This is a genomic window from Affinundibacterium danionis (genome assembly GCF_042432465.1).
In the GTDB taxonomy this organism is placed as follows: domain Bacteria; phylum Pseudomonadota; class Gammaproteobacteria; order Burkholderiales; family Burkholderiaceae_D; genus Undibacterium; species Undibacterium danionis.
The window spans coordinates 280435-301531 of the sequence record NZ_JBHLXJ010000002.1 but is presented as its reverse complement, the minus strand read 5'-3'; the positions used below and the strand labels follow the sequence as shown (position 1 = coordinate 301531).

At 44.5% G+C, this 21097-nt stretch carries 20 protein-coding genes; 7 read left to right on the top strand and 13 right to left on the bottom strand.

The window, feature by feature from the left end:
• Positions 1–99: 99 nt before the first annotated feature.
• From hflX to ndk, 11 genes are all read right to left on the bottom strand, one after another.
• A complete protein-coding gene (gene hflX / locus ACFFJH_RS01395) occupies positions 100–1215 on the bottom strand; it encodes a GTPase HflX (protein WP_390209500.1) in 1116 nt (371 codons plus the stop codon).
• Positions 1216–1259: 44 nt separating this feature from the next.
• A complete protein-coding gene (gene hfq / locus ACFFJH_RS01390) occupies positions 1260–1496 on the bottom strand; it encodes an RNA chaperone Hfq (RefSeq protein ID WP_189344399.1) in 237 nt (78 codons plus the stop codon).
• 161 nt (positions 1497–1657) lie between these two features.
• On the bottom strand, positions 1658–3001 hold the full coding sequence (der, locus tag ACFFJH_RS01385; protein WP_390209499.1) for a ribosome biogenesis GTPase Der: 1344 nt from the start codon (positions 2999–3001) through the stop codon (positions 1658–1660).
• Positions 3002–3005: 4 nt separating this feature from the next.
• Positions 3006–4160: an outer membrane protein assembly factor BamB gene (bamB, locus tag ACFFJH_RS01380; RefSeq protein WP_390209498.1), complete on the bottom strand. Its 1155-nt coding sequence runs from the start codon at positions 4158–4160 to the stop codon at positions 3006–3008.
• 13 nt (positions 4161–4173) lie between these two features.
• Positions 4174–4842: a YfgM family protein gene (locus tag ACFFJH_RS01375; RefSeq protein ID WP_390209497.1), complete on the bottom strand. Its 669-nt coding sequence runs from the start codon at positions 4840–4842 to the stop codon at positions 4174–4176.
• 5 nt (positions 4843–4847) lie between these two features.
• On the bottom strand, positions 4848–6209 hold the full coding sequence (gene hisS / locus ACFFJH_RS01370; protein WP_390209496.1) for a histidine--tRNA ligase: 1362 nt from the start codon (positions 6207–6209) through the stop codon (positions 4848–4850).
• 54 nt (positions 6210–6263) lie between these two features.
• A complete protein-coding gene (gene ispG, locus ACFFJH_RS01365) occupies positions 6264–7526 on the bottom strand; it encodes a flavodoxin-dependent (E)-4-hydroxy-3-methylbut-2-enyl-diphosphate synthase (RefSeq protein WP_390209495.1) in 1263 nt (420 codons plus the stop codon).
• Positions 7527–7528: 2 nt separating this feature from the next.
• Positions 7529–8608, bottom strand: a complete 1080-nt coding sequence (locus tag ACFFJH_RS01360; RefSeq protein WP_390209494.1) for a helix-turn-helix domain-containing protein — start codon at positions 8606–8608, stop codon at positions 7529–7531.
• On the bottom strand, positions 8601–9398 hold the full coding sequence (gene pilW, locus ACFFJH_RS01355) for a type IV pilus biogenesis/stability protein PilW (protein WP_390209493.1): 798 nt from the start codon (positions 9396–9398) through the stop codon (positions 8601–8603). Before pilW ends, ACFFJH_RS01360 begins: the two co-directional genes overlap by 8 nt.
• The gene (gene rlmN / locus ACFFJH_RS01350; RefSeq protein WP_390209491.1) at positions 9395–10552 is read right to left on the bottom strand and encodes a dual-specificity RNA methyltransferase RlmN; all 1158 of its coding nucleotides are present in this window, start codon (positions 10550–10552) and stop codon (positions 9395–9397) included. Before rlmN ends, pilW begins: the two co-directional genes overlap by 4 nt.
• 106 nt (positions 10553–10658) lie before the next feature.
• Positions 10659–11084, bottom strand: a complete 426-nt coding sequence (gene ndk / locus ACFFJH_RS01345; protein ID WP_186915269.1) for a nucleoside-diphosphate kinase — start codon at positions 11082–11084, stop codon at positions 10659–10661.
• Positions 11085–11387: 303 nt separating this feature from the next.
• Between ndk and dbpA the strand changes: the two genes are divergently transcribed.
• The 7 genes from dbpA (at position 11388) to ACFFJH_RS01310 (ending at position 18765) form a co-directional block, all read left to right on the top strand.
• On the top strand, positions 11388–12770 hold the full coding sequence (dbpA, locus tag ACFFJH_RS01340; RefSeq protein WP_390209490.1) for an ATP-dependent RNA helicase DbpA: 1383 nt from the start codon (positions 11388–11390) through the stop codon (positions 12768–12770).
• Positions 12771–12830: 60 nt separating this feature from the next.
• A complete protein-coding gene (locus ACFFJH_RS01335) occupies positions 12831–13466 on the top strand; it encodes a response regulator (protein ID WP_390209489.1) in 636 nt (211 codons plus the stop codon).
• Positions 13467–13763: 297 nt separating this feature from the next.
• Positions 13764–14138 carry a response regulator gene (locus tag ACFFJH_RS01330; protein WP_390209488.1) on the top strand — a complete coding sequence of 125 codons (375 nt, stop codon included), beginning with the start codon at positions 13764–13766 and terminating at the stop codon, positions 14136–14138.
• Positions 14139–14222: 84 nt separating this feature from the next.
• Positions 14223–15113 carry a Crp/Fnr family transcriptional regulator gene (locus tag ACFFJH_RS01325; RefSeq protein WP_390209487.1) on the top strand — a complete coding sequence of 297 codons (891 nt, stop codon included), beginning with the start codon at positions 14223–14225 and terminating at the stop codon, positions 15111–15113.
• Positions 15114–15155: 42 nt separating this feature from the next.
• Positions 15156–15995 (top strand): universal stress protein, encoded by an 840-nt coding sequence (locus ACFFJH_RS01320; protein ID WP_390209486.1) that lies wholly within the window; start codon positions 15156–15158, stop codon positions 15993–15995.
• Between the two features lie 295 nt (positions 15996–16290).
• Positions 16291–18246, top strand: a complete 1956-nt coding sequence (locus tag ACFFJH_RS01315) for an MASE3 domain-containing protein (RefSeq protein WP_390209485.1) — start codon at positions 16291–16293, stop codon at positions 18244–18246.
• Positions 18247–18411: 165 nt separating this feature from the next.
• Positions 18412–18765 (top strand): flagellar basal body rod protein FlgC, encoded by a 354-nt coding sequence (locus ACFFJH_RS01310; RefSeq protein WP_390209484.1) that lies wholly within the window; start codon positions 18412–18414, stop codon positions 18763–18765.
• A gap of 91 nt (positions 18766–18856) precedes the next feature.
• Here ACFFJH_RS01310 and ACFFJH_RS01305 read toward each other — a convergent pair whose 3' ends face one another.
• The gene (locus ACFFJH_RS01305; RefSeq protein WP_390209483.1) at positions 18857–19666 is read right to left on the bottom strand and encodes a sulfite exporter TauE/SafE family protein; all 810 of its coding nucleotides are present in this window, start codon (positions 19664–19666) and stop codon (positions 18857–18859) included.
• Between the two features lie 16 nt (positions 19667–19682).
• The gene (gene hemN, locus ACFFJH_RS01300) at positions 19683–21086 is read right to left on the bottom strand and encodes an oxygen-independent coproporphyrinogen III oxidase (RefSeq protein ID WP_390209481.1); all 1404 of its coding nucleotides are present in this window, start codon (positions 21084–21086) and stop codon (positions 19683–19685) included.
• Positions 21087–21097 lie beyond the last annotated feature (11 nt).

The following is a 21097-nucleotide window of genomic DNA, read 5'->3' as shown; positions in this document are numbered from 1 at the left end:
AGCAGTCTGATAATTTGCAATCAAATTGCGACACATTTATCGCCAACTGATCGCCTCATTAATTTCAAAAGAAAACCATACATCAATGCATAATCAATTTTACTCTTCAAGTAAAACTTCTTGATCTGATTCGACACTGGCACTATTTGGCGCCTCTTGCATCAATTCAATGATGGCATTTCGCAATAAATCAATACCCAAGCCATTTTTTGCACTAAGAAAAACCCTGTTGATTTTACCATATTCATCGCGCTCTACGTTGGCAGGTAAATCAGCTTGATCAATCTTATTCCACACCAATAACTGTGGAATGTGGTCAGCACCTATTTCCCTTAATACATGATTCACCTGATCAATCTGATCATTGCGCACTGCGCTACCAGCATCAACCACGTGCAACAACAAATCAGCATGAATCGTTTCTTCAAGCGTTGCCCGAAAAGACGCTACCAATTGATGGGGTAAATCACGAATAAAACCAACCGTATCAGACACGACGATATTCCCAACACCCTCAAGATACAGTCGGCGCGAGGTAGTATCTAAGGTTGCGAACAACTGATTGGCGGCATAGGTACCTGCTTTCGTCAAAGTATTAAACAATGTGGATTTACCCGCATTGGTATAGCCGACCAAAGACACTGTAAAAGTCTTACTACGCCCACGAGAACGGCGCTGCGTTTCTCTCTGTTTGTGCAGCTTCTCCATTTTTGCCTTGAGCATCTTAACCCGCTCACCTAGCAAACGCCTATCGGTCTCCAACTGAGTTTCACCAGGACCGCGCAAACCTATACCACCTTTTTGCCGCTCCAAATGTGTCCAACCACGAACCAAACGTGTCGCCAAATGCTGTAACTGCGCTAATTCGACCTGTACTTTACCTTCATGGCTTTTTGCACGCTGAGCGAAGATATCCAAAATTAAACTAGTTCTATCGACGACACGAATCTTTAAATGACGCTCTAAATTTCTCTGCTGGGCAGGAGAAAGTGCGTGATTAAAAATAACAAGGTCTAAGGAGAGATCAATGACAGCATGCGCAATTTCATCGGCTTTACCTGAACCGACAAATAATGCAGCATCAGGACTAGAGCGCTTGCAAGCGATGCTTGTGATAGTCTCAGCCCCCGCGGATAGCGCGAGCTGAGAAAGTTCGTCTAAACTTGCAGCAAAGTCACCCTTGCCGAAGTCCACGCCAACTAGAGCAGCGCGCATAGGAACCTAAAAATATTACGATAACAAATGAAATTCAAAAATAATTACTCAGCTTCAGATTCTGAATTGATACTCACCGCACGTGCAGGAACGACAGTGGAAATCGCATGTTTATAAACCATCTGTGTGACAGTATTACGCAACAGCACAACATATTGATCGAACGATTCTACGTGACCTTGTAGCTTGATACCGTTCACTAAATAAATAGAGACAGGAATGTGCTCTTTTCTTAGTGCATTCAAAAATGGGTCTTGTAACAGTTGCCCTTTATTACTCATAACAGCTCCATTGTGTTGTTGTGATTAGGAGTTGGAGACACTTTTTATGATTTCAAGTGTCCAAAAGATAATTAAGATACCACGAGAACTTAATTTTTAAAATACTTACCGCCATATATCATTTCTAAATAAACGAAGTAAATTTAGCGTTAAGCAAATCCTTACTTCGAATCTTTAGTAAATGGATTTTTACCCGAACGCATTTCTATACGCAAAGGCGTACCAGTTAAAGAAAAAGTTTCTCTAAAGTGCTTTTCCAAATAGCGCTTATACACATCACCAATCGCCTCCAAAGCATTACCATGAATGACGATGATAGGTGGATTTTGTCCACCTTGATGCGCGTAACGCATCTTAGGACGAATCGATCCTTTACGTTTCGGTTGTTGATGTTCAACCGCCTCAATCAGAGCACGCGTCAACTTAGGTGTCGACAAGTTCACCATCGCTGCTTCGTATGCCGCATCAATGGATTTCATCAATGGACTAATACCAGTCGATTTTAATGCAGAAATAAAATGGAATTTGGCAAAGGTCAGGAAATTTAACTTGCGTTCAATATCCATTTTAATTTCATCACGCCGATCACTTTGCAGACCATCCCATTTATTCACACCGACCACTAACGCGCGACCTGATTCCAAAATAAATCCTGCGATATGTGCATCTTGCTCTGAAATATCTTGTTGCGCATCCAGTAGCAACAACACGACATTCGCTTCAGAAACCGACTGCAAAGTTTTAACAACAGAGAATTTTTCTATCGCTTCAAAAACTTTACCACGACGACGAATACCCGCCGTATCAATCAAAGTATACTGCTGTCCATCACGCTCAAAAGGGATCTCAATAGAATCGCGTGTAGTACCTGGCATATCGAACGCGATCACTCGCTCTTCACCAAGCAGCGTATTTACTAAAGTAGATTTACCGACATTCGGGCGACCAACGATGGCAATTTTAATACCCTTAGCTGCATCGGCGGCTTCATCTTCTTCTTGAGGGCGAGAAGCATGCGCAATATTCAGGGCTTCATCGACCAAATCAGCGACACCATCACCGTGCGCAGAGGAGATCACATAGGGATCGCCCAAACCAAGTTCGTAAAAATCAGCAGCAACACTGGTATAGCGCATACCTTCTGCTTTATTTACCACCAGCATCACCGAGCGGCCTGATTTACGCAAAAAATCGGTAATCGTCTTGTCATGCGGGGTCAATCCTTGACGACCATCCACCAAGAAAATGACAACATCGGCTTCAGCTACTGCTTGCTTAGTTTGTTTCGCCATTTCGTGCATGATGCCCTCTTTGGCGACCGGCTCAAAACCACCGGTATCGATGACCAAAAATGGGCGCTCCCCCACTCTACCCTCACCATAATGGCGATCACGAGTCAAGCCAGGCATATCCGCAACCAAAGCATCACGGGTACGCGTCAGGCGATTAAAGAGTGTAGATTTGCCGACGTTAGGTCGACCGATTAAAGCAATAACTGGTTTCATTAATTTATTCCGTCGCAAATGCGACAACAGCACCTAGTTTAGTTTGAACAACCAGGTTATTACCGACCAAAGTCGGGGCAGACATAATCTTACTTCCATCCGTAGGCATACGAGCCAGGAAAGAACCATCTTCTCGAGATAAAAAGTGCAAATAGCCTAAACGATCACCGATCACCACAGCACGTCCAAAAGACATAGGTGCGGCCAAGCCACGGTTCGTCAATTTATCGTTTTTCCACATAGTGGCACCACCACTCAAGGCATAGGCGTACACACCACCTTCATTATCAGCGGCAAACGCAAATCGTTCATCAGCAGCCACACCTACTTCACTAGAAATGGCCTTAGTCCACTTCGCGCTACCATTCGTCAAGTCAAAACAACCAACACGACCTTGATAGCTAGAGGCGCACGCATTGTTACCTACCACCGCTGGCGCACCGGACATATCCACGATACGTTCCAATTCCGTTGCACCTTTTGGTTCGGCAGCCGTTGCTTCCCAACGTAAACCACCATTTTGCAAAGCTAATGCAATTAACTTACCACCAGGTGAGGAAATAATCGCCAGCTGATCTTTGATCGTAATTCCGGTCACGATACGTAAAGTCAACACTGGCAATGGCCGCTCTACAGTCCATTTACGCTCACCAGTGTTAATATCAAACGCGGAGATACGGTTATCAATACTATGCACCAAGACAAAATCATCAGACACCGCAGGTGTCGATAAAATTTCACTAGATGCCTGAGCTCGCCAACGCAATTTTCCTTGCACGTCAAAAGCAAACACGACACCTTTTTCAGCCGCGACCACTACTGCTTTTTGATTCGCACCGACACCCGCTGTCAAAGGCAAATCTGCCTTTATTTTCCACGTGACTTGACCGCTGGCATTATTAATTTTTGCGAGGCTACCGTCTGCGGCTGCAACATACACGTCATTAGCAACTGCGGCAGGTGAAAATACATAATCCCCGGCATTAGCAAGATTCACTGTCCAAGCACTCTTGACCGCCATACTTTGCTTAAATTCTTGCAAAGGTGCTGGCGCATTCTTTGTATCCTCTTTGGCAAATGGATTTAAAGACGACAGTGTTGAACATCCGGACAACAAACTCAAACCAATAACAAGAGATAAAGTGCTACGTAAAAACATAGTCATTTCCAATTTATTTTTTCTCTGAAGAGGCTGCCGCTTTTACTTCTGCAGCACCACCAATTGCGTCTAATTTAATCTGCACCAACTGACGGCCAGCATGCTTGTCACCCATTTTATCCAAAGCATTTTTGTACATATCACGTGCTTCTTTAATTTTATTTTGAGCAACAAAAACATCTGCTTTTTTATCCATGACGTCCGCTTCAAACGCAGCAGGAAAATCTCCCGCCAAGACTTTAGCGGCTTCGTCAAAATTCTTTTCATCTAACAAAATAGACGTCAAGCGTAATTTTGCTAAAGCTTTAAATTCTTTAGTATGCGCATGATCAATGGCCCAAGTTAACTGAGTCTTCGCGACTTTCAAGTCATTATTGTCAAACGCACTTTTAGCAGCGGCGAGCGCAGCCATTGTTGCGTACGCAGTACCGCTATATTTATCGACAAGAGCTGCTGTTGCACCTTGTACTTTGGCATTATCTTTCAATCCAACTGCACGTTGCACTTCCTCATATAAGGTGGAGGCTTGTGCAGCTTGATTGCGTTGATAGGTATTCCAAGCGGTCCAAGCTGCAAAACTTGATAAGGCCGCGATTAACAGCCAAGTCACCAAATTACCGTATTGTTTCCACCACGCCTTGAGGGTGTCTATCTGTTCTTGCTCTTCGAGATCGTATGCCATTTTTATTAATGATGAAGGTGAATATGATTAGGGTTATCGCACTGGGATTCGTCGTGATCCGCGCCAACAATTTGATCTACTAAGTAATCAACCGCGGTATCGAAAGGAACGCTGACTTGATTATTAGCAAAATCCTCTGAGCGCATAGACTTGACAGTCACTGTCTCAGCTGCCGCTTCATCCTCGCCAATGATGACAGCAAATGCGGCACCACTTGCATCCGCCTTTTTCATTTGCGACTTGAAACTACCGATTCCCGTAGCAGATGCGCAATGTAACACAACATCTAAGCCTGCATCACGTAAACGCTCACCTAAAACAAAAGATTGCATTTGTGCTTGCTCGCCTTGATGCACTAGGTAGATATCGCAACTATTCGCGACATCCGCATCGCCATTGAGTTTCATCAATTCCAACAGGCGTTCAACGCCCATAGCGAATCCACACGCTGGCGTAGGCTTACCACCAAAAATCGTGAATAAAGTATCGTAGCGTCCACCTGCACATACCGTACCCTGCGCACCGAGTTCATCAGTAACCCACTCAAACACCGTGCGATTGTAGTAATCCATACCACGCACCAATCTTGAGTTGATCGTGAATGGAATACTATTGTGACGCAATATTTTCTGCACGCCTTCAAAATGCGCCTTAGATTCTTCACCTAAGAAATCCAATAATTTGGGTGCCTTGTTGACCAAGTCTTGCATACTTGGATTTTTTGTATCGAGAATACGCAAAGGATTTGAATACAAACGACGCTGAGCCTCGGCATCCAACTGATCTTTGTGCCGCTCAAAATAAGCGATTAATTCTGCGCGATGTTGATTACGCTCGGCAGCATCACCTATCGAATTTAATTCCAGACGAACATTGGTCAAACCAAGGTCATCCCACAAGCGCTGGCACATCGCAATTAATTCAGCATCAATATCAGGACCAGCGAAACCTAAGGCCTCAGCCCCAACTTGATGGAATTGACGATAACGGCCGCGTTGCGGTTTCTCATGACGAAACATAGGGCCGTTATACCAAACGCGCTTTGGCCCCTCATAGGTAATATTGTGCTCCAACGCGGCACGCACGATACCGGCAGTATTCTCAGGACGCAACGTCAGCTTATCGCCATTCATCGCATCTTCAAAAGAATACATTTCTTTTTCGACGATATCGGTCACCGCACCCAAGCCACGCGCGAATAAAGGTGTAGCTTCAACAATCGGGGTACGCATCTGTTGAAAACCGTAGCTTTTCAATACAGATTGCACAGTATTTTCGAACAATTCCCAAAGCGCAGCCTGCTCAGGGAGAATGTCATTCATTCCCTTGATACCACTGATTTTTTCTATTTTTTTATCTTCGGACATGCATTCATTTCCACTTTAATTTCGATTGAAACGCTTCTTTTTAAAACTAAATTTCTAGGCTGTTGGTGCGTAATGGCTGTGCACATAATCAAGCACAATCTGCTGAAAATCTTTTGCGATATTTTCGCCCCGCAAAGTCATCGCCTTTACACCGTCAATAAATACCGGCGCTGCGGGCGACTCACCCGTTCCGGGCAAACTAATACCAATATTGGCATGCTTCGACTCACCAGGTCCGTTCACGATACATCCCATCACTGCAACATTCATGCTTTCCACCCCTGGGTAAGCCAATTTCCAAGTCGGCATTTGCTCACGCAAATACGACTGAATATTATCAGCCAACTCTTGGAATACCGTTGAAGTGGTTCTTCCACAACCAGGACAAGCGATCACCATGGGCATAAATTTACGTAGGCCCATTGTCTGTAAAATTTCCTGAGCCACAAAAACTTCACGACAACGATCACCACCAGGTTCTGGCGTCAAGGAAATCCGAATAGTATCGCCTATACCCTCTTGCAACAAAACAGATAATGCAGCAGTTGACGCTACGATTCCCTTACTTCCCATTCCTGCCTCGGTCAAACCCAAATGCAAAGGATAATCACAATGCTTACCAATTTCTCGATAAACTGCGATCAAATCCTGCACACCAGACACCTTACAAGACAAGATAATTTTATCCGCTGCCAAGCCTAACTCTTCGGCTCTATGCGCACTTTCTATCGCTGAAGTGATCAAAGCCTGATACATGACCGATTGCGCACTCAATGGCTCAGCGCGATTGGAATTTTCATCCATAATTCTTGCCAACAACGCTTGATCCAAGCTACCCCAATTGACACCGATACGTACCGGCTTATCATAACGACAGGCCATCTCTATCATTTGTGCAAATTGCGTATCACGCTTAGCACCTTGCCCAACATTTCCCGGATTAATCCGATACTTGGATAAAGCCTTGGCGCAATCAGGGAAGTCTTTTAACAAAGTATGGCCGTTATAGTGAAAATCACCCACCAAAGGCACATCAACGCCCATGAGATCCAATTGATCTCGAATGGCAGGCACCGCAGCCGCCGCTTCAGGATTATTTACCGTAATGCGAACCAGCTCTGAACCGGCACGAGCCAACTCTTTAATTTGAATCGCAGTAGCGATCACATCAGCAGTATCCGTGTTGGTCATCGATTGAATCACCACAGGTGCATTACCGCCTACCACGACTACTTTATCTTTATAGACAACCCGCACTGACCTTGCTGCGCGTCGCAAGTGGGCTCCCGAGGATATTTCCTGCAAATCAATCAGCATGTTTACTTCACCACCAAGTTCGCGACATTACTGCCACGTTCCGACGAAATCGTCAAAGTTTGACCACGCAAGCTTGCATCAACACCGGCAGCATTCCCAATTCGAACCGAAAGTGCTTGCTTTACACTAAACGACTCTTCTGTACCCGCCTTTGCCAGACGCGAGCTCAGCACAGTACCTGTTTCGGTTTTAACTTGAATCCAAGAGTTTTCGCGAAATTTCAAAACGAGTACATTGTTATCTCCAGCCGCAGCGGACAATGCCGCCTTCGACGCCGCTTGCGCAGAATTTGGATTGGCAAGTTGTGTCACATCAGCCGACGATGCAGCAACTACAGGCGTACGCGCAGCAGTAACGGCAGCAGCAAGGTTTTCTTGCGTCTCGCCCGCCACCACACGTTGTTCATCAGCACTGACAGTCGGCGCGGCCACGGGTTCTACACTTGGTAGCGAAGGCATAGCCACATTATCTGATCTAGGCAAATTTGCGTTCGCCGCTGCGACACTTGCGGTCGCACTCGCGATTTCTGTGTCAACTACGTTCTGATTGGGTGCAACCTCGGGAGTCACTGATTGAGCTGCCGGGGCATGGAACTGTGCAATGAGATTCCTACCAAATTCGGTTCGCTGCACCAACAAAAAAATCCCGACCAACAATACCAAACATATTGCACCAACGATATAACGACGATTGTTGTCATGATGTCCCAACAAAGAGAGACGGGAATCAACAAAAGGAGTCGATAAAGCAGGTCGCAAAGAAGTCTCTAGCTGCATAGGTGAGGCATCTTTCGGCAAAAGCGCAATCAAACTATCAGCATCAATTTTTAATAACTTAGCATAGGCGCGCACAAACCCACGGACAATGACCAACTTAGGTAATAACTCGAATTGATTCGATTCCAAAGCAAGAATTTGCCCCTGAGACAACTTCAATTGCTCCGCGACATATTGAACGCTCCAGCCTTTTTGCCCGCGACTGGAAGACAATCTTTCGCCCACTGACAAATTCTGCATCACTTCAATTGATTCAGTAGCATCATTACTCTCAAGCAAAGTCGATGCTCGTGACAAGTCATTCATTAAACGCACCCTTTTGAAACGAAGCGAACTCTTTTGAATTAGGATGTCTGCGACGCAATTGGGTCGCCAATCCATTCACCGATGCGGTATCACCCAGTTTATTATCGATTTTAATCGCCAACCACAATACATCTGCCGCAAAAATCTCTTCTTTTAAAACGCGTTGAATATAAATTCTAGCGTCCGTAAACTGAGCTTTATCAAAATACAGTTTGGCCAAATTACCGTTGATGGTCGGATTATTAGGCTGCAATTCGGCGCCCATTTTAAAATAGCGCTCAGCCGTAGCAAGATCTTTTAAACGCAAGCTACACACGCCTGCACTCAACATAGTTTTCACTGGCGCGGCATAACTGCGATCATTCAAGACTTTGTCAAACAAAGGCAAAGCCTGCTTTCCGCGATTAGTCTCACACAAGAACCACGCATAATTATTTGTAATATCAGAATTAGTCGGATCTAATTTGCGGGCATGCAAAAAATTCTCTTCCGCCCTTGGCATGTCATTCATTTCCATCTGAATGAGGGCTCGCAGACTGTAGGCATCCGCAAAATTAGGAGACAAACTAATCACCTGACGTATTTCTTCTAAGGCCGGCTTATATTGACCTTGGGTGAAGTAATCAACCGCCAACTGCATACGAATCGAAACTCGACGTTGCACATCGGGGGTTTCAGTTTTCACTTTTTCATCATCCATAGAACTCACAAAACGTGAGCTGGAACAAGCAGATAAAACCAACACAAAAAAACAATAAAAGAATACTGAAATTGCTTTGCAGGATTTCATTCCTTAATCTCCGTAATTTTGCCAAAATTGGGACCAAATTTCTTTTGATACGCCGACATTTGCTGCATACGTTCTTGCACCCGAGTTCTATCTTGCACTTCACCCGCCAATTGACCGCAAGCAGCATCAATATCATCGCCGCGCGTTTTACGCACAGTCGTGACAATACCAGCGTCCATTAGAATTTGTGCAAATAATTTAATGCGCACATTAGGTGAACGCTTTAAACCAGACTCTGGAAATGGATTAAATGGAATCAAATTAAATTTGCACGGAACCGTTTTCACCAACGCAACCAGCTCACGTGCGTGCTGATCGGTATCATTCACACCGTCCAACATACAATATTCAAATGTGATGAAATCACGTGGTGCATAGTCGAGATAACGACGACACGCATCCATCAGTTCATGCAATGGATATTTCTTATTCAAAGGCACCAGCCCATCTCGCAAAGCATCATTAGAAGCATGCAAAGAAACAGCCAAAGCAACGGGACACTCTTTCGCCAACTTATCTATCATCGGCACTACGCCGCTGGTTGACAGAGTGACGCGACGCCGCGACAAGCCATAGGCATTATCGTCCAACATCAACTTCAAGGCGGTTACCGTTGGCTCGAAATTCAACAACGGCTCGCCCATACCCATCATCACGACATTGGTGATTTGGCGTTCACCTTTAGGGCCTGGCTCTATGCCTTTAGTACGGCGCAGTTCAAACTCAGCCATCCACAATTGGCCAATGATTTCACCTACGCTTAAATTACGATTAAATCCTTGTTTGCCGGTAGAACAAAAACGGCAATTAACTGCGCAGCCAGCTTGAGTAGAAATACACAAGGTGCCGCGATTTTCTTCTGGAATAAATACGGTCTCAACCGCATTTCCATTACCGACATCGACTAACCACTTACGGGTACCATCGGTCGAGGTGTGATCACTGATGACTGCTGGTGCGGAAATATGCGCACGTCCAGCCAACTTCTCTCGCAAGGATTTTGCCAGATCGGTCATTTCATCAAAATTGCTAGCGCCGAATTGGTGTATCCAGCGCTGCAATTGCTTTGCGCGAAACGGCTTCTCACCCAACTCGCCACAATACGCTACAAGTTGTGCAGGATCAAAATCCAATAAGTTGGTGAGTGCCGTCATGTAAATCTTCTTAATTAAAACTTTTCAGTTAATTTTCGCGCCTGGAGCAGACGCCCCAGTTAAAACTAATAAATCAATAACTACCTTAAACCTGCTTCAACACAGATTAACGTGAGTACACGTTCAATGCTGGGAAGAAGTAAGCGATTTCAACAGCTGCTGTTTCTGCAGCGTCAGAACCGTGAACTGCATTCGCATCGATAGACTCAGCGAAATCAGCACGGATTGTGCCTTTTTCTGCTTTCTTAGGATCTGTTGCGCCCATCAAGTCACGATTTTTCAAAATCGCGCCTTCGCCTTCCAATACTTGTACAAATACTGGACCAGAGATCATGAAATCGACCAAATCTTTGAAGAATGGACGTGCTGCGTGCACAGCGTAGAAACCTTCTGCTTCAGCGCGGGACAATTGTGTCAAGCGAGCTGCAACAACTTTCAAGCCAGCGCCTTCAAAGCGGCTGACGATTTGACCGATAACGTTTTTTGCTACTGCGTCAGGTTTAATGATTGATAATGTACGTTCGATAGCCATCTAAAAACTCCAATAAAAAGAAAGGGTTAAGACAAAATTTCAAGAATTCATCTAACCTTAGATTCTAGCACGAAACCATTTACTCTAGGGAACATGTCAATTAATACAATTGGTCCTTTAATTTATGATCCTTTAACTTATTGAAATGCATTCATCTTAAGCGTTACCACTATCGACTCATACGAAGTTATTTTATAGGCCATAAAAATTCTAAAAACAGTAATTTAGAATGGCTAAACATAGAACTTCCGCAGTGCAACTGTTAGACTTCGCGCTTCGATCCGAAACACCAATACCAACATTATGCAGACCGCCAAACGCTTTTCCGAACTACCACTCACCAAGGCCATGCTGGATAACTTAAGCAATCTTGGCTATCTGGAAATGACAGAAATCCAAGCTGCCAGCATTCCGGTTATGTTGGAACAGCAAGATTTGATCGCCCAAGCAAAAACGGGCAGCGGCAAAACGGCGGCTTTCGGCATTGGCATTTTAAGCAAACTAAATCCCAGCTATTTCGCGACACAAGCACTCGTTGTATGCCCAACACGAGAGCTCGCCGAGCAAGTTTCGAATGAATTAAGACGCTTAGCCCGCGCGATTGGCAATGTAAAAATTCTTACGCTATGCGGTGGAACGCCAATGCGACCACAAATTGCCTCATTAGAACATGGCGCACATATCGTGGTCGGTACACCTGGACGTCTGCTTGATCACATTGGACGCAATAGCCTCAATTTAGCAACGGTTCAAACACTGGTCTTAGACGAAGCTGACCGCATGGTCGACATGGGCTTTTTCGAAGATATCGTGGGCATTGTTGCAGCTTGCTCGCCACGCCGCCAGACTTTACTATTTTCGGCAACTTACCCAAACGATATGCGCAATGCAAGCGCCAGCTTTTTACGTAATCCTGTGGAAGTTAAGGTTGAAAGCCAGCACGCGGGTCAACAAATTGAACAAATTTTTTTCGAGACGACTGCCGAATCTCGTAATGCAGCAGTGAGTCAACTTCTATTTCATTATCAACCGACGTCCAGTATTGCTTTTTGCAATACAAAAATTCATTGTTGGGAATTGGCGGAAGAATTACAGCAACAAGGTATCACCGCACTGGCATTGCATGGCGATCTAGAGCAACGTGATCGTGATGAAATTCTGGTCTTATTCGCGAATCAAAGCTGCTCCGTACTGGTTGCCACCGATGTGGCTGCGCGCGGTATTGACATTCAGTCTTTAGGCGCCGTCATCAATGTGGACGTTTCCAAAGACACTGAAGTGCACATACATCGTATTGGCCGCACTGGCCGAGCTGGAGAACGTGGTTTAGCACTAACACTAGTCGCCCCCAATGAAAAAAAATGGGTACGCCTAATCAAGGAATATCAAAATCAAGCGGTCACATGGAAATCATTAGCAGAACTGGAAGCTCGTCAAATTGATTTGCAAGCACCCATGATCAGCCTGTGCATCTCAGGCGGTAAAAAAGATAAATTGCGCCCTGGCGACATCTTAGGTGCACTAACTGGCGATGTTGGACTAAGAAAAGATCAAGTTGGAAAAATTAATGTATTTGAATTTATGTCCTATGTTGCGATAGAACGCAGCGTTGCAGAACATGCTTTAAAAAAATTAAGTCTATGCAATATCAAAGGCAGACAATTTAAAGTTCGAGAAATCACCTGATCGCGGCTTGCCGATCAACCTACGACAATATAAAAATACAAAAAAAAGAGAATCCAGTAAATGATAAAAATTCTGATTGCAGACGACCATACCATCATGCGTGAAGGACTTAAACGCATCCTAGATGGGATAGAGGATATCCAAGTCATAGGCGAAGCAATTGACGGCCACGACACCATCACCAAAGTCCGCTCAGAAATTTTCGATGTCTTGCTCTTAGATCTCTCTATGCCGGGGCGCAGTGGTGTTGATTTAATTCATCAAATTAAAGATGAATTTCCCAAACTACCCATTTTAATTTTAACCATGCACGAAGAAGAGCAATATGCAGTGCGTGCTATACGCGCCGGCGCCAATGGTTATTTAACCAAGGAAAGTGCCGGAACACAATTAGTCAGCGCATTAAGAAAAGTGGCATCTGGTCGCCCGTATATCAGCATGGAGGTGGCAGAACAATTAGCGATGTCTGCGATGCCCGCCAGCCAGAACGACTCGTCACACAGCGCCTTATCTGATAGAGAGTTTGAGGTTTTCTGCCATCTAGCGAAAGGCAAATCGATTACCGAAATCGCCGAAATGCTGCACTTAAGCGTTAAAACTGTCAGCACGCACAAAACACGAATTATGCAAAAAATGGAACTGCATTCCATCTCCGAATTAGTGCAATATGCGATGGCACATCACTTACTCAATTGAACGACGCAAAACGCAGATAAGCGGCTAAATTCCCTAATTTGCGCAGACTCTACTTCACTTCTCCACTCCGCGTCCTCGCCCCCCCAAAAAAAGACCAGCAAACCATGCTGGTCTTGCTGTTAATAAGCCAGCCGCCTCAAAGTCTAGACTAACAAAATCAGTCTTGTAGGAATAATCCTAGTTGCCGCATCGCAAACTCCCACAAAGCAAATCAGCAAACACTGATGTAAATCAAATTCGCACTTCGCCATAATGGACACATATCAATAACGCAGTCCATTAAAGATCAAACGCATCATGAATCTGTTTATCGTCGAAGACTCTCTCCTGATTCAAAATCGCCTGGTGCGGTTTATCGAAGAACTGCCAGACGTTAGCATAGTCGGCATCACTCCAGACATAGGAAGTGCCTATAACAAAATTCTGGACAGTCATGCAGATGCGATGATTTTGGATATCCAACTGAGCGACGGCAACGGCTTAGTACTTCTCAAAAAAATTAAAAATACCCATCCAGAAATTCGCGTTGTGGTACTGACCAATCACTCAAATGAAGCTAACCGCATGCAAGCTTTGCGTGCGGGTGCAGACAGTTTTCTAGACAAATCAACTGATTTCGAGCAAATCCCAGACATCTTGCACCGATGGCAAGCTACAGGACCTACTCACTAGCAAGCATATTTTTCATCCAAGCTTCAATTAACTAATTAATTACGAATTCAACAGTTTATAAATTCATTCTAAAGAGAGTCCATCATGTCGAACTTACTTACACTTACTCAGCCTAATCGTTTCGCCGATGCTACTCATGCATCCGATAGTGCTTGGCGCCAGCAAGGTAGCTTGTGGTCTAACTTACGTCAGGTATGCGAATTATTGACTATTCAGCCTCCTGCCACGGCGGATGATGAAGACACTTTATTTCAACATGTACGCTTCAAAGCTGGTCAACGCATACATCGTATTGGTCAGGTGTTTGATACCTTGTATATTGTTAATTCTGGTTTTCTAAAAACTGTTCATATCGATGAATATGGCAACGAACAAGTATTAAGTTTCCCTATGAAAGGTGACTTACTTGGAATCGACGGCATCCACAAGCAGCACTATGCCTCTGAAGCGATCGCGCTCAGCGACTGCGATATGATTTTGGTTCCTTACAAAACATTCACTTCGCTAGGTCGCATTCATGTCGAATTAGAACAAGCGATGTTCAGCGTGATGAGTCGCGAAATCGTCCGTGAACAAATGATGATCAGCATGCTCAGCGCATTGAGTGCAGAAGCGAAAGTAGCTCGTTTCTTAACTAATCTGGGCGAACGTTTCAATCAGATGGGCTATTCAGGTCGTAGTTTTAATTTGCGCATGACCCGCCAAGAAATTGGCAGCTACCTGGGATTGACCTTGGAAACCGTCAGTCGTACATTATCAGCCTTAAATGAACTAGGCATGATTTCAGTAGAACAACGCGAAATTAAACTGATTGATCCTGTCGCATTAAAAACACTACGTCGCTTGCCTCCAGCGAAAGCACGGATTAAAGTGAGTGAAATTGTGAGCGAAAAGGTCACAGAAAAAGTCAACGCTTTAGTCAATAAAAATATACTGCCACAATGGAATAAGGACATGGCAGTCGCTCTCAACTAGTATTTGGATCAACCATCTCCAACGTCAACACCGAGGTGCATCATGACTTACAAAACTATTTTGATACATGTTGATGAAACACCTAGCTCAGTGAAGCGCACGCAATTGGCACATGCCATTGCACAACAATTTGACGCCCACTTAACAGGCATCGCGTTGACTGGTATCTCGCGCTATATTTTCGAGAGCACCGATCTCGGTGTTGGTGATCCTAACATCATGCTGCATCTAACTGCTTTAAGGGAAAGAGCAGAAAAAGCGATCACGAGATTCAAACAAGCCAGTGCTGAATTAAGCATCAGCACCAACGAATGCGTGATCGCGAATGATGAGGCCAATGGCGGCCTAGGATTGCGGGCACGCTACGCCGATCTAATTGTGATAGGGCAAACCAATCTGCACGAACCCTCACCTTCGGTTATGTCTGACTTTCCTGAATTCATGATCGTCAATTCGGGACGTCCCATACTCATCGTTCCCCATACGCTGACACAACTCACCCTAGGTACGCAAATTGTAGTCGCTTGGGATGGCAGCCGAGAGTCAGCTCGCGCCCTGACCGACGCCTTGCCGCTACTCAAACTGAGTAAGCTGGTTCACCTATTGATCATTAATCCCAATCAATCAGAACCTGCTCATGGCGAAGAGCCAGGTGCAGATATTGCACTCTACCTTGCGCGGCATGGCATCCAAGTTGACATCACAACTCGGTTTAGTACACATGACAAAGGCACAGCCATACTCAATGTCTGTAAAGAACTGGGTGCGGATTTGTTGGTAATGGGCGGATATGGTCATTCGCGCTTTAGAGAAATGATTATGGGCGGAACTACCAGAACCATATTAGAAAAAATGGATATTCCAGTGCTTATGTCGCATTAGAATCATCAAAACAAATCGACTATTATTTTACCCAAATCTGACTTGCCAACTCGATAGCTCTTGCTAGGGACTAATTTGTGCGACCGAGCTGGCAGCAACTCACTCACTCACTATTCAGGCTACCACCGCCGCACTTTCGCATGTTCGCACAGCCGTCGACTGAATCATTTTCTAAGACACTTAGTGAAAATAATAATGCACGGCTCCCTATCCTTTCGCTAAAATCACTTTTTCTTTCCGTCGGCCTGTTCACACTCGAGCCCACGCTATCGCATACACAATAGACATCATAGACATGAAAAATGCCGTCCCCAAAGAATTACAACACATCTGCTGGATTAGTGCATTTCTATTTACCTTGTCTGGTCTTTTATGGTCGCAACAAGCGCTGTTTACGCAAATCCGAATACCAAACGCCTTAAGCATACATACGGCACTTGAAACTGCCACCATCATCATCTTTACATCCGTTTTTATCGTGTCGTGGAATGCATTCGGTGATGTACGCAAACGTAGTAGCCTGATCCTTGCGATCGCATTTCTTAGCGCTGCCCTATTTGGTTTTTCTCACGCGATTTCATTTCAAGGCATGCCGGGATTTCCCGATGCAATCGACATGCATAAGTCGCTGAGTTTTTGGTTACTGTCTCGCTACATTATCAGCCTCACTTTGCTAGGCCTCGTTATACAAACCAAAGACATTAATGTTTCGAACAAGTACTCCTCATTAAGCGTTTATTGCGTCGTCATTCTCACTATCGCGGCTAGCCTTTTAATATTCAACTATCCTGCCATTCTTCCTCCGACCTACCTCAAAGGCTCAGGACAAACGCTGTTTAAAATTCATTCGGAAATTTTGCTGGTTGTGATTAACGTCATCACGGCTGCTTTGTTATATCGTCAAATATTACGCTCTGACAGACTCAATATTGATACCGATCTAAAGATCAAACGCTCCTTGCTATTTTTTGCGAGTGCGATGATGGCGATCTCAGAAACTTATTTTTCTATGTACCAATTTCCGGATGAATTGTTCGTGGTGATTGGACATGTATTTCAAGTACTAGCGGCATTCGCGATTTATCGCAGCATGGTTGGCATCAATATTCACGCTCCCTACTCAAGCTTAATTCAAACGACCAAAGACTTACAAAATACGGCGGATGAATTACTCATCCACAAACGGCGCTTAGTCGGCGTCATAGAAACTGCCATGGACGGCATTCTGACTATCGATGAAAGCCATACCATTATTTTGGTCAATCCGGCTGCTGCCAGTATTTTTGGTTACACCGTGAATCAATTACAAGGCGCCCCAATTGATATAGTCATTCCCATGAGACATCGACATGTCCACAACACCCATGTCAATCAATTTGGTGAACGTGGCACAACTCGCCGAAAAATGGGCGGCAATTTTGACGATTATTACGTCACGGGCTTGCATGCCAATGGTAGCGAGTTTCCACTGGAAGCCTCCATTTCCAGCCTGATTGAAAATGACAAACGGTTCTACACCGTGATTTTCCGTGATACCAGCGAACGCAAACTAGCCAAAGAAAAAATGGCGCAATATCATTCAGAGCTTAGTCAACTATCATCGGCTTTACAAAGCATACGCGAAGAGGAACGCAAACACATCGCCCGAGAATTGCACGACGATCTAGGTCAACTATTGGCTGCGCTGCGTATGGATTTATCGCTACTACAACGCGACCAAGGTTTAGCCGGCAAATCGCGCTTGGCTTTAAATAGCATGGATCAATTACTACTGACATCCATCACAACTTTACGCCGCATCGCAACCGATCTTCGCCCTCGTGCGCTAGATGAAGGTGGATTATTTTTTGCGCTACAAACTTTACAAAAGGAATTCTCACAAAGACATGGCATTAACTGTGACTTGATCGCCAATGAAGAGCAATTAATTCTCGACGATGAGCCTAGCACTGCGATCTTTCGTATAGTGCAAGAATCGCTGACCAATGTCGCCCGCCATGCGAAAGCCAATCACGTCATCATTCGATTTGCAAGAGATGAACAATCCTTAGCGTTTACGATACAAGATGATGGTCGCGGAATTGAAGAAGGCGCGATGAATAAAACGCGTTCATTTGGCTTAGTTGGTATGCGTGAACGAATCAAAGCGATGCAAGGTGAATTTCAAGTATTGAGCGAAGTAGGTAAAGGAACGCAAATTCAAATTACATTACCTTTGAGGCAGCAATCCAACAGCGCCAAATTAATTTAGTCTTATCTAAAAATAATATCAAGGCAAGAATAGAAAATCGTACTTTTTTACAGTGCATAAAATTTTCTGCAAACTTACTGAATTAGCGCTATGCTAGAACCAATCGAGACTCAAAACGAGTCTAGTTAAGTAATCAGCAAATAAGCAAGCAAAGTTGAAGGAAGTATGATGTCACTCTCTAGCTTTAATATAGGTGTTTCTGGCATGCGAGCCTACTCAGGAGCGCTTGATAGCAGTGGTCATAATATCGCCAATGCCAGCACCAAAAATTTTCAACCGCAAGTGGCGAGCTTTCAAGAAAATACCAATGGCGGCGTGATCGTCAACATCAGTAAAACCAGCCAGCAATTGGCGGCCCAAAACAACAATGTAAATGGCAACGGTAAGGACTTAAGTGGCTCCGATCTGAGTACCGAACTCACCAACAATTTACAATACAAAGCGGGCTTTGAATTCTCAGCAAAAATTGTTCAAGTTGCCGATGCTATGTTTGCCTCTTTACTCGATATCAAAAAATAAGTTCAAAGCTGACCTAGCGTTCACTTTAGTCCTTATGCTTGCTAGCCAATTTTCTCAATAATTACTTGCTACTGACTCCAGCTCTTCTGAACTAGCGCGGCGTTACGCACAAGAAATCCGGCATACTATTCATATCAAAATAGAACAGACCTGCCACGCCAAAGCCAATTAAAATCAAAGCAAATAAGGCCTGCACTACACCCATCATGCCATGCGCTTTGATTTGTTTAGACATGGTTTGCGCAATTAATAAATGTGGCAGTGCTGCTAAACCAAACAGCAACATCAACACCGCACCTGACCATGCTGCTCCTGATAACAAAGCGAATGGCGCAATCGCATACGACAAGCCACATGGCAAACAACCCCAGGCCATTCCTGTCAAATACGGGTGCGCACTACCGCGCTGTAAACTGGGAGTGAGTTTGCTATAAAGCGCTTGGGTCTTAGCTGTCAAAAATGTCGGCAAGAATGTGCTTAACAATAAATTCAACTTAAAGCCCAGCAGGCGCAGCCCTAAAAAGACCAATGTCAAATTACCGAGAGCAAAAAAAATGCTTGTGATTGGAAATTCTGCTTTCCACCGCAAACTACTCGCACCGAAACCACCAAATACCGCCCCAATAAGTGCGTAGGTGGATAGACGCCCGGCATGTAATTTATATGGATATAGCTTCCGTCCAAGATTCGAAACAGGACTTGCATTGCCTGTCGCCAGCACTGGATTGATAGGAATTACTTTGGACAAACTCAGCCTGTCGTCGATCTTAGCTTGAGAGACCTCGGTAATTGTAGGCAAACTGCTCAATAGACTTGCGATTCCACCACACATACCAACGCAATGAAATCCACCAATCAATCCCGCAGATAAGGCCGCGATTATGAATGGAAAGGTCAGCATGGCGTCGCCTACTGCCTTAAATCAATTTAGAATATTTTGCACCACTTTGGCGTGACAAATACTGATCAAACACCATACTAAAGGCACGCACAAACATCCGTCCTTTGGCCGTTACACTCACGGCTGACTCACCTATCCTCATCAGACCTTCATCCGCATACGCTTGGATACGAGCTAACTCATCACTAAAATACTCCGCAAAGCGAATATGGTATTTACGTTCGATTTCTGGAATATCCAAACTGGTGCTACACATCAAATCCATAATAATTTCACGGCGCAGCAAATCGTCTTCACTCAGATGAAAGCCTTTTTCGACCGGTAATTTATTCTGATCAAGCGCTGCGTAGTACTCATCTAAAGTGCGTAAATTTTGTACGTAAGACGCACCAATTTTACCTATTGAGGATAAACCCAAAGCCACCAGATCACAGTCGGCACGGGTTGTATAGCCCTGAAAATTTCTGTGCAATGATTTGTCTTTCACCGCCAAGGCCAAACTGTCATCAGGTTTCGCAAAATGATCTAAACCAATATATACATAACCCTCTGCCAGCAAGCGACGTAGTGACATTAAGAAGATTTGCAAACGCTGTTCGGCAGAGGGCAAGTCAGCCTCGTTGATTCGACGTTGAGGTTTAAAACGTGTCGGCAAATGTGCGTAGTTATATAAAGCAATACGTGCAGGTGATAAGGCGATAACCTGATCCAAAGTACGTGAAAAACTTTCCAAACTTTGTTTAGGTAAGCCATAAATCAAATCAAAATTAATCGACTGAAATCCTACTGCACGGCTTTGCGTAATACATTTCTCCACCATGTCGTAGGGCTGAATTCTATGCACTGCAATTTGTACTTGCTCATCAAAATCCTGCACACCTAAACTGGTGCGGTTAAAGCCGACATCAGCGAGCAGTTGTAAGGTCTCAGGCGTCACTGTACGCGGATCAATTTCTATCGATATTTCGGCATCGGCGGCAAAATCAAAATGCTCACGCAACATTGCCATCAAGCCGCGCATCTCTGCTTCGCTTAAGAAAGTAGGGGTTCCACCGCCTAAGTGCAATTGCGAAATAGTTTCACGAGCGGTCAAATGTTGCTTGACCAGTTGCAGTTCTTTCGCCAGATAGTTCAAATAAATCGCCGATTTACTACGATCTTTGGTAATTACTTTATTGCAGGCGCAGTAGTAACAAAGCGATGCGCAAAACGGGATGTGAATATACAAGGACAATGGCGGTTTATCCACCGCATCATTACGTTGTTTTAAATACTGAATGTAAGACGATTCAGTGAATTCAGCATTGAAACGATCAGCCGTAGGATAAGAAGTATATCGAGGACCGAGCGAATCGAAACGTCGAATCAATTCCTCAGAAATCTCCAAATTGTCTTGTATGCTGTTTTCTAAAATCGTCATTTTTGCGCCCA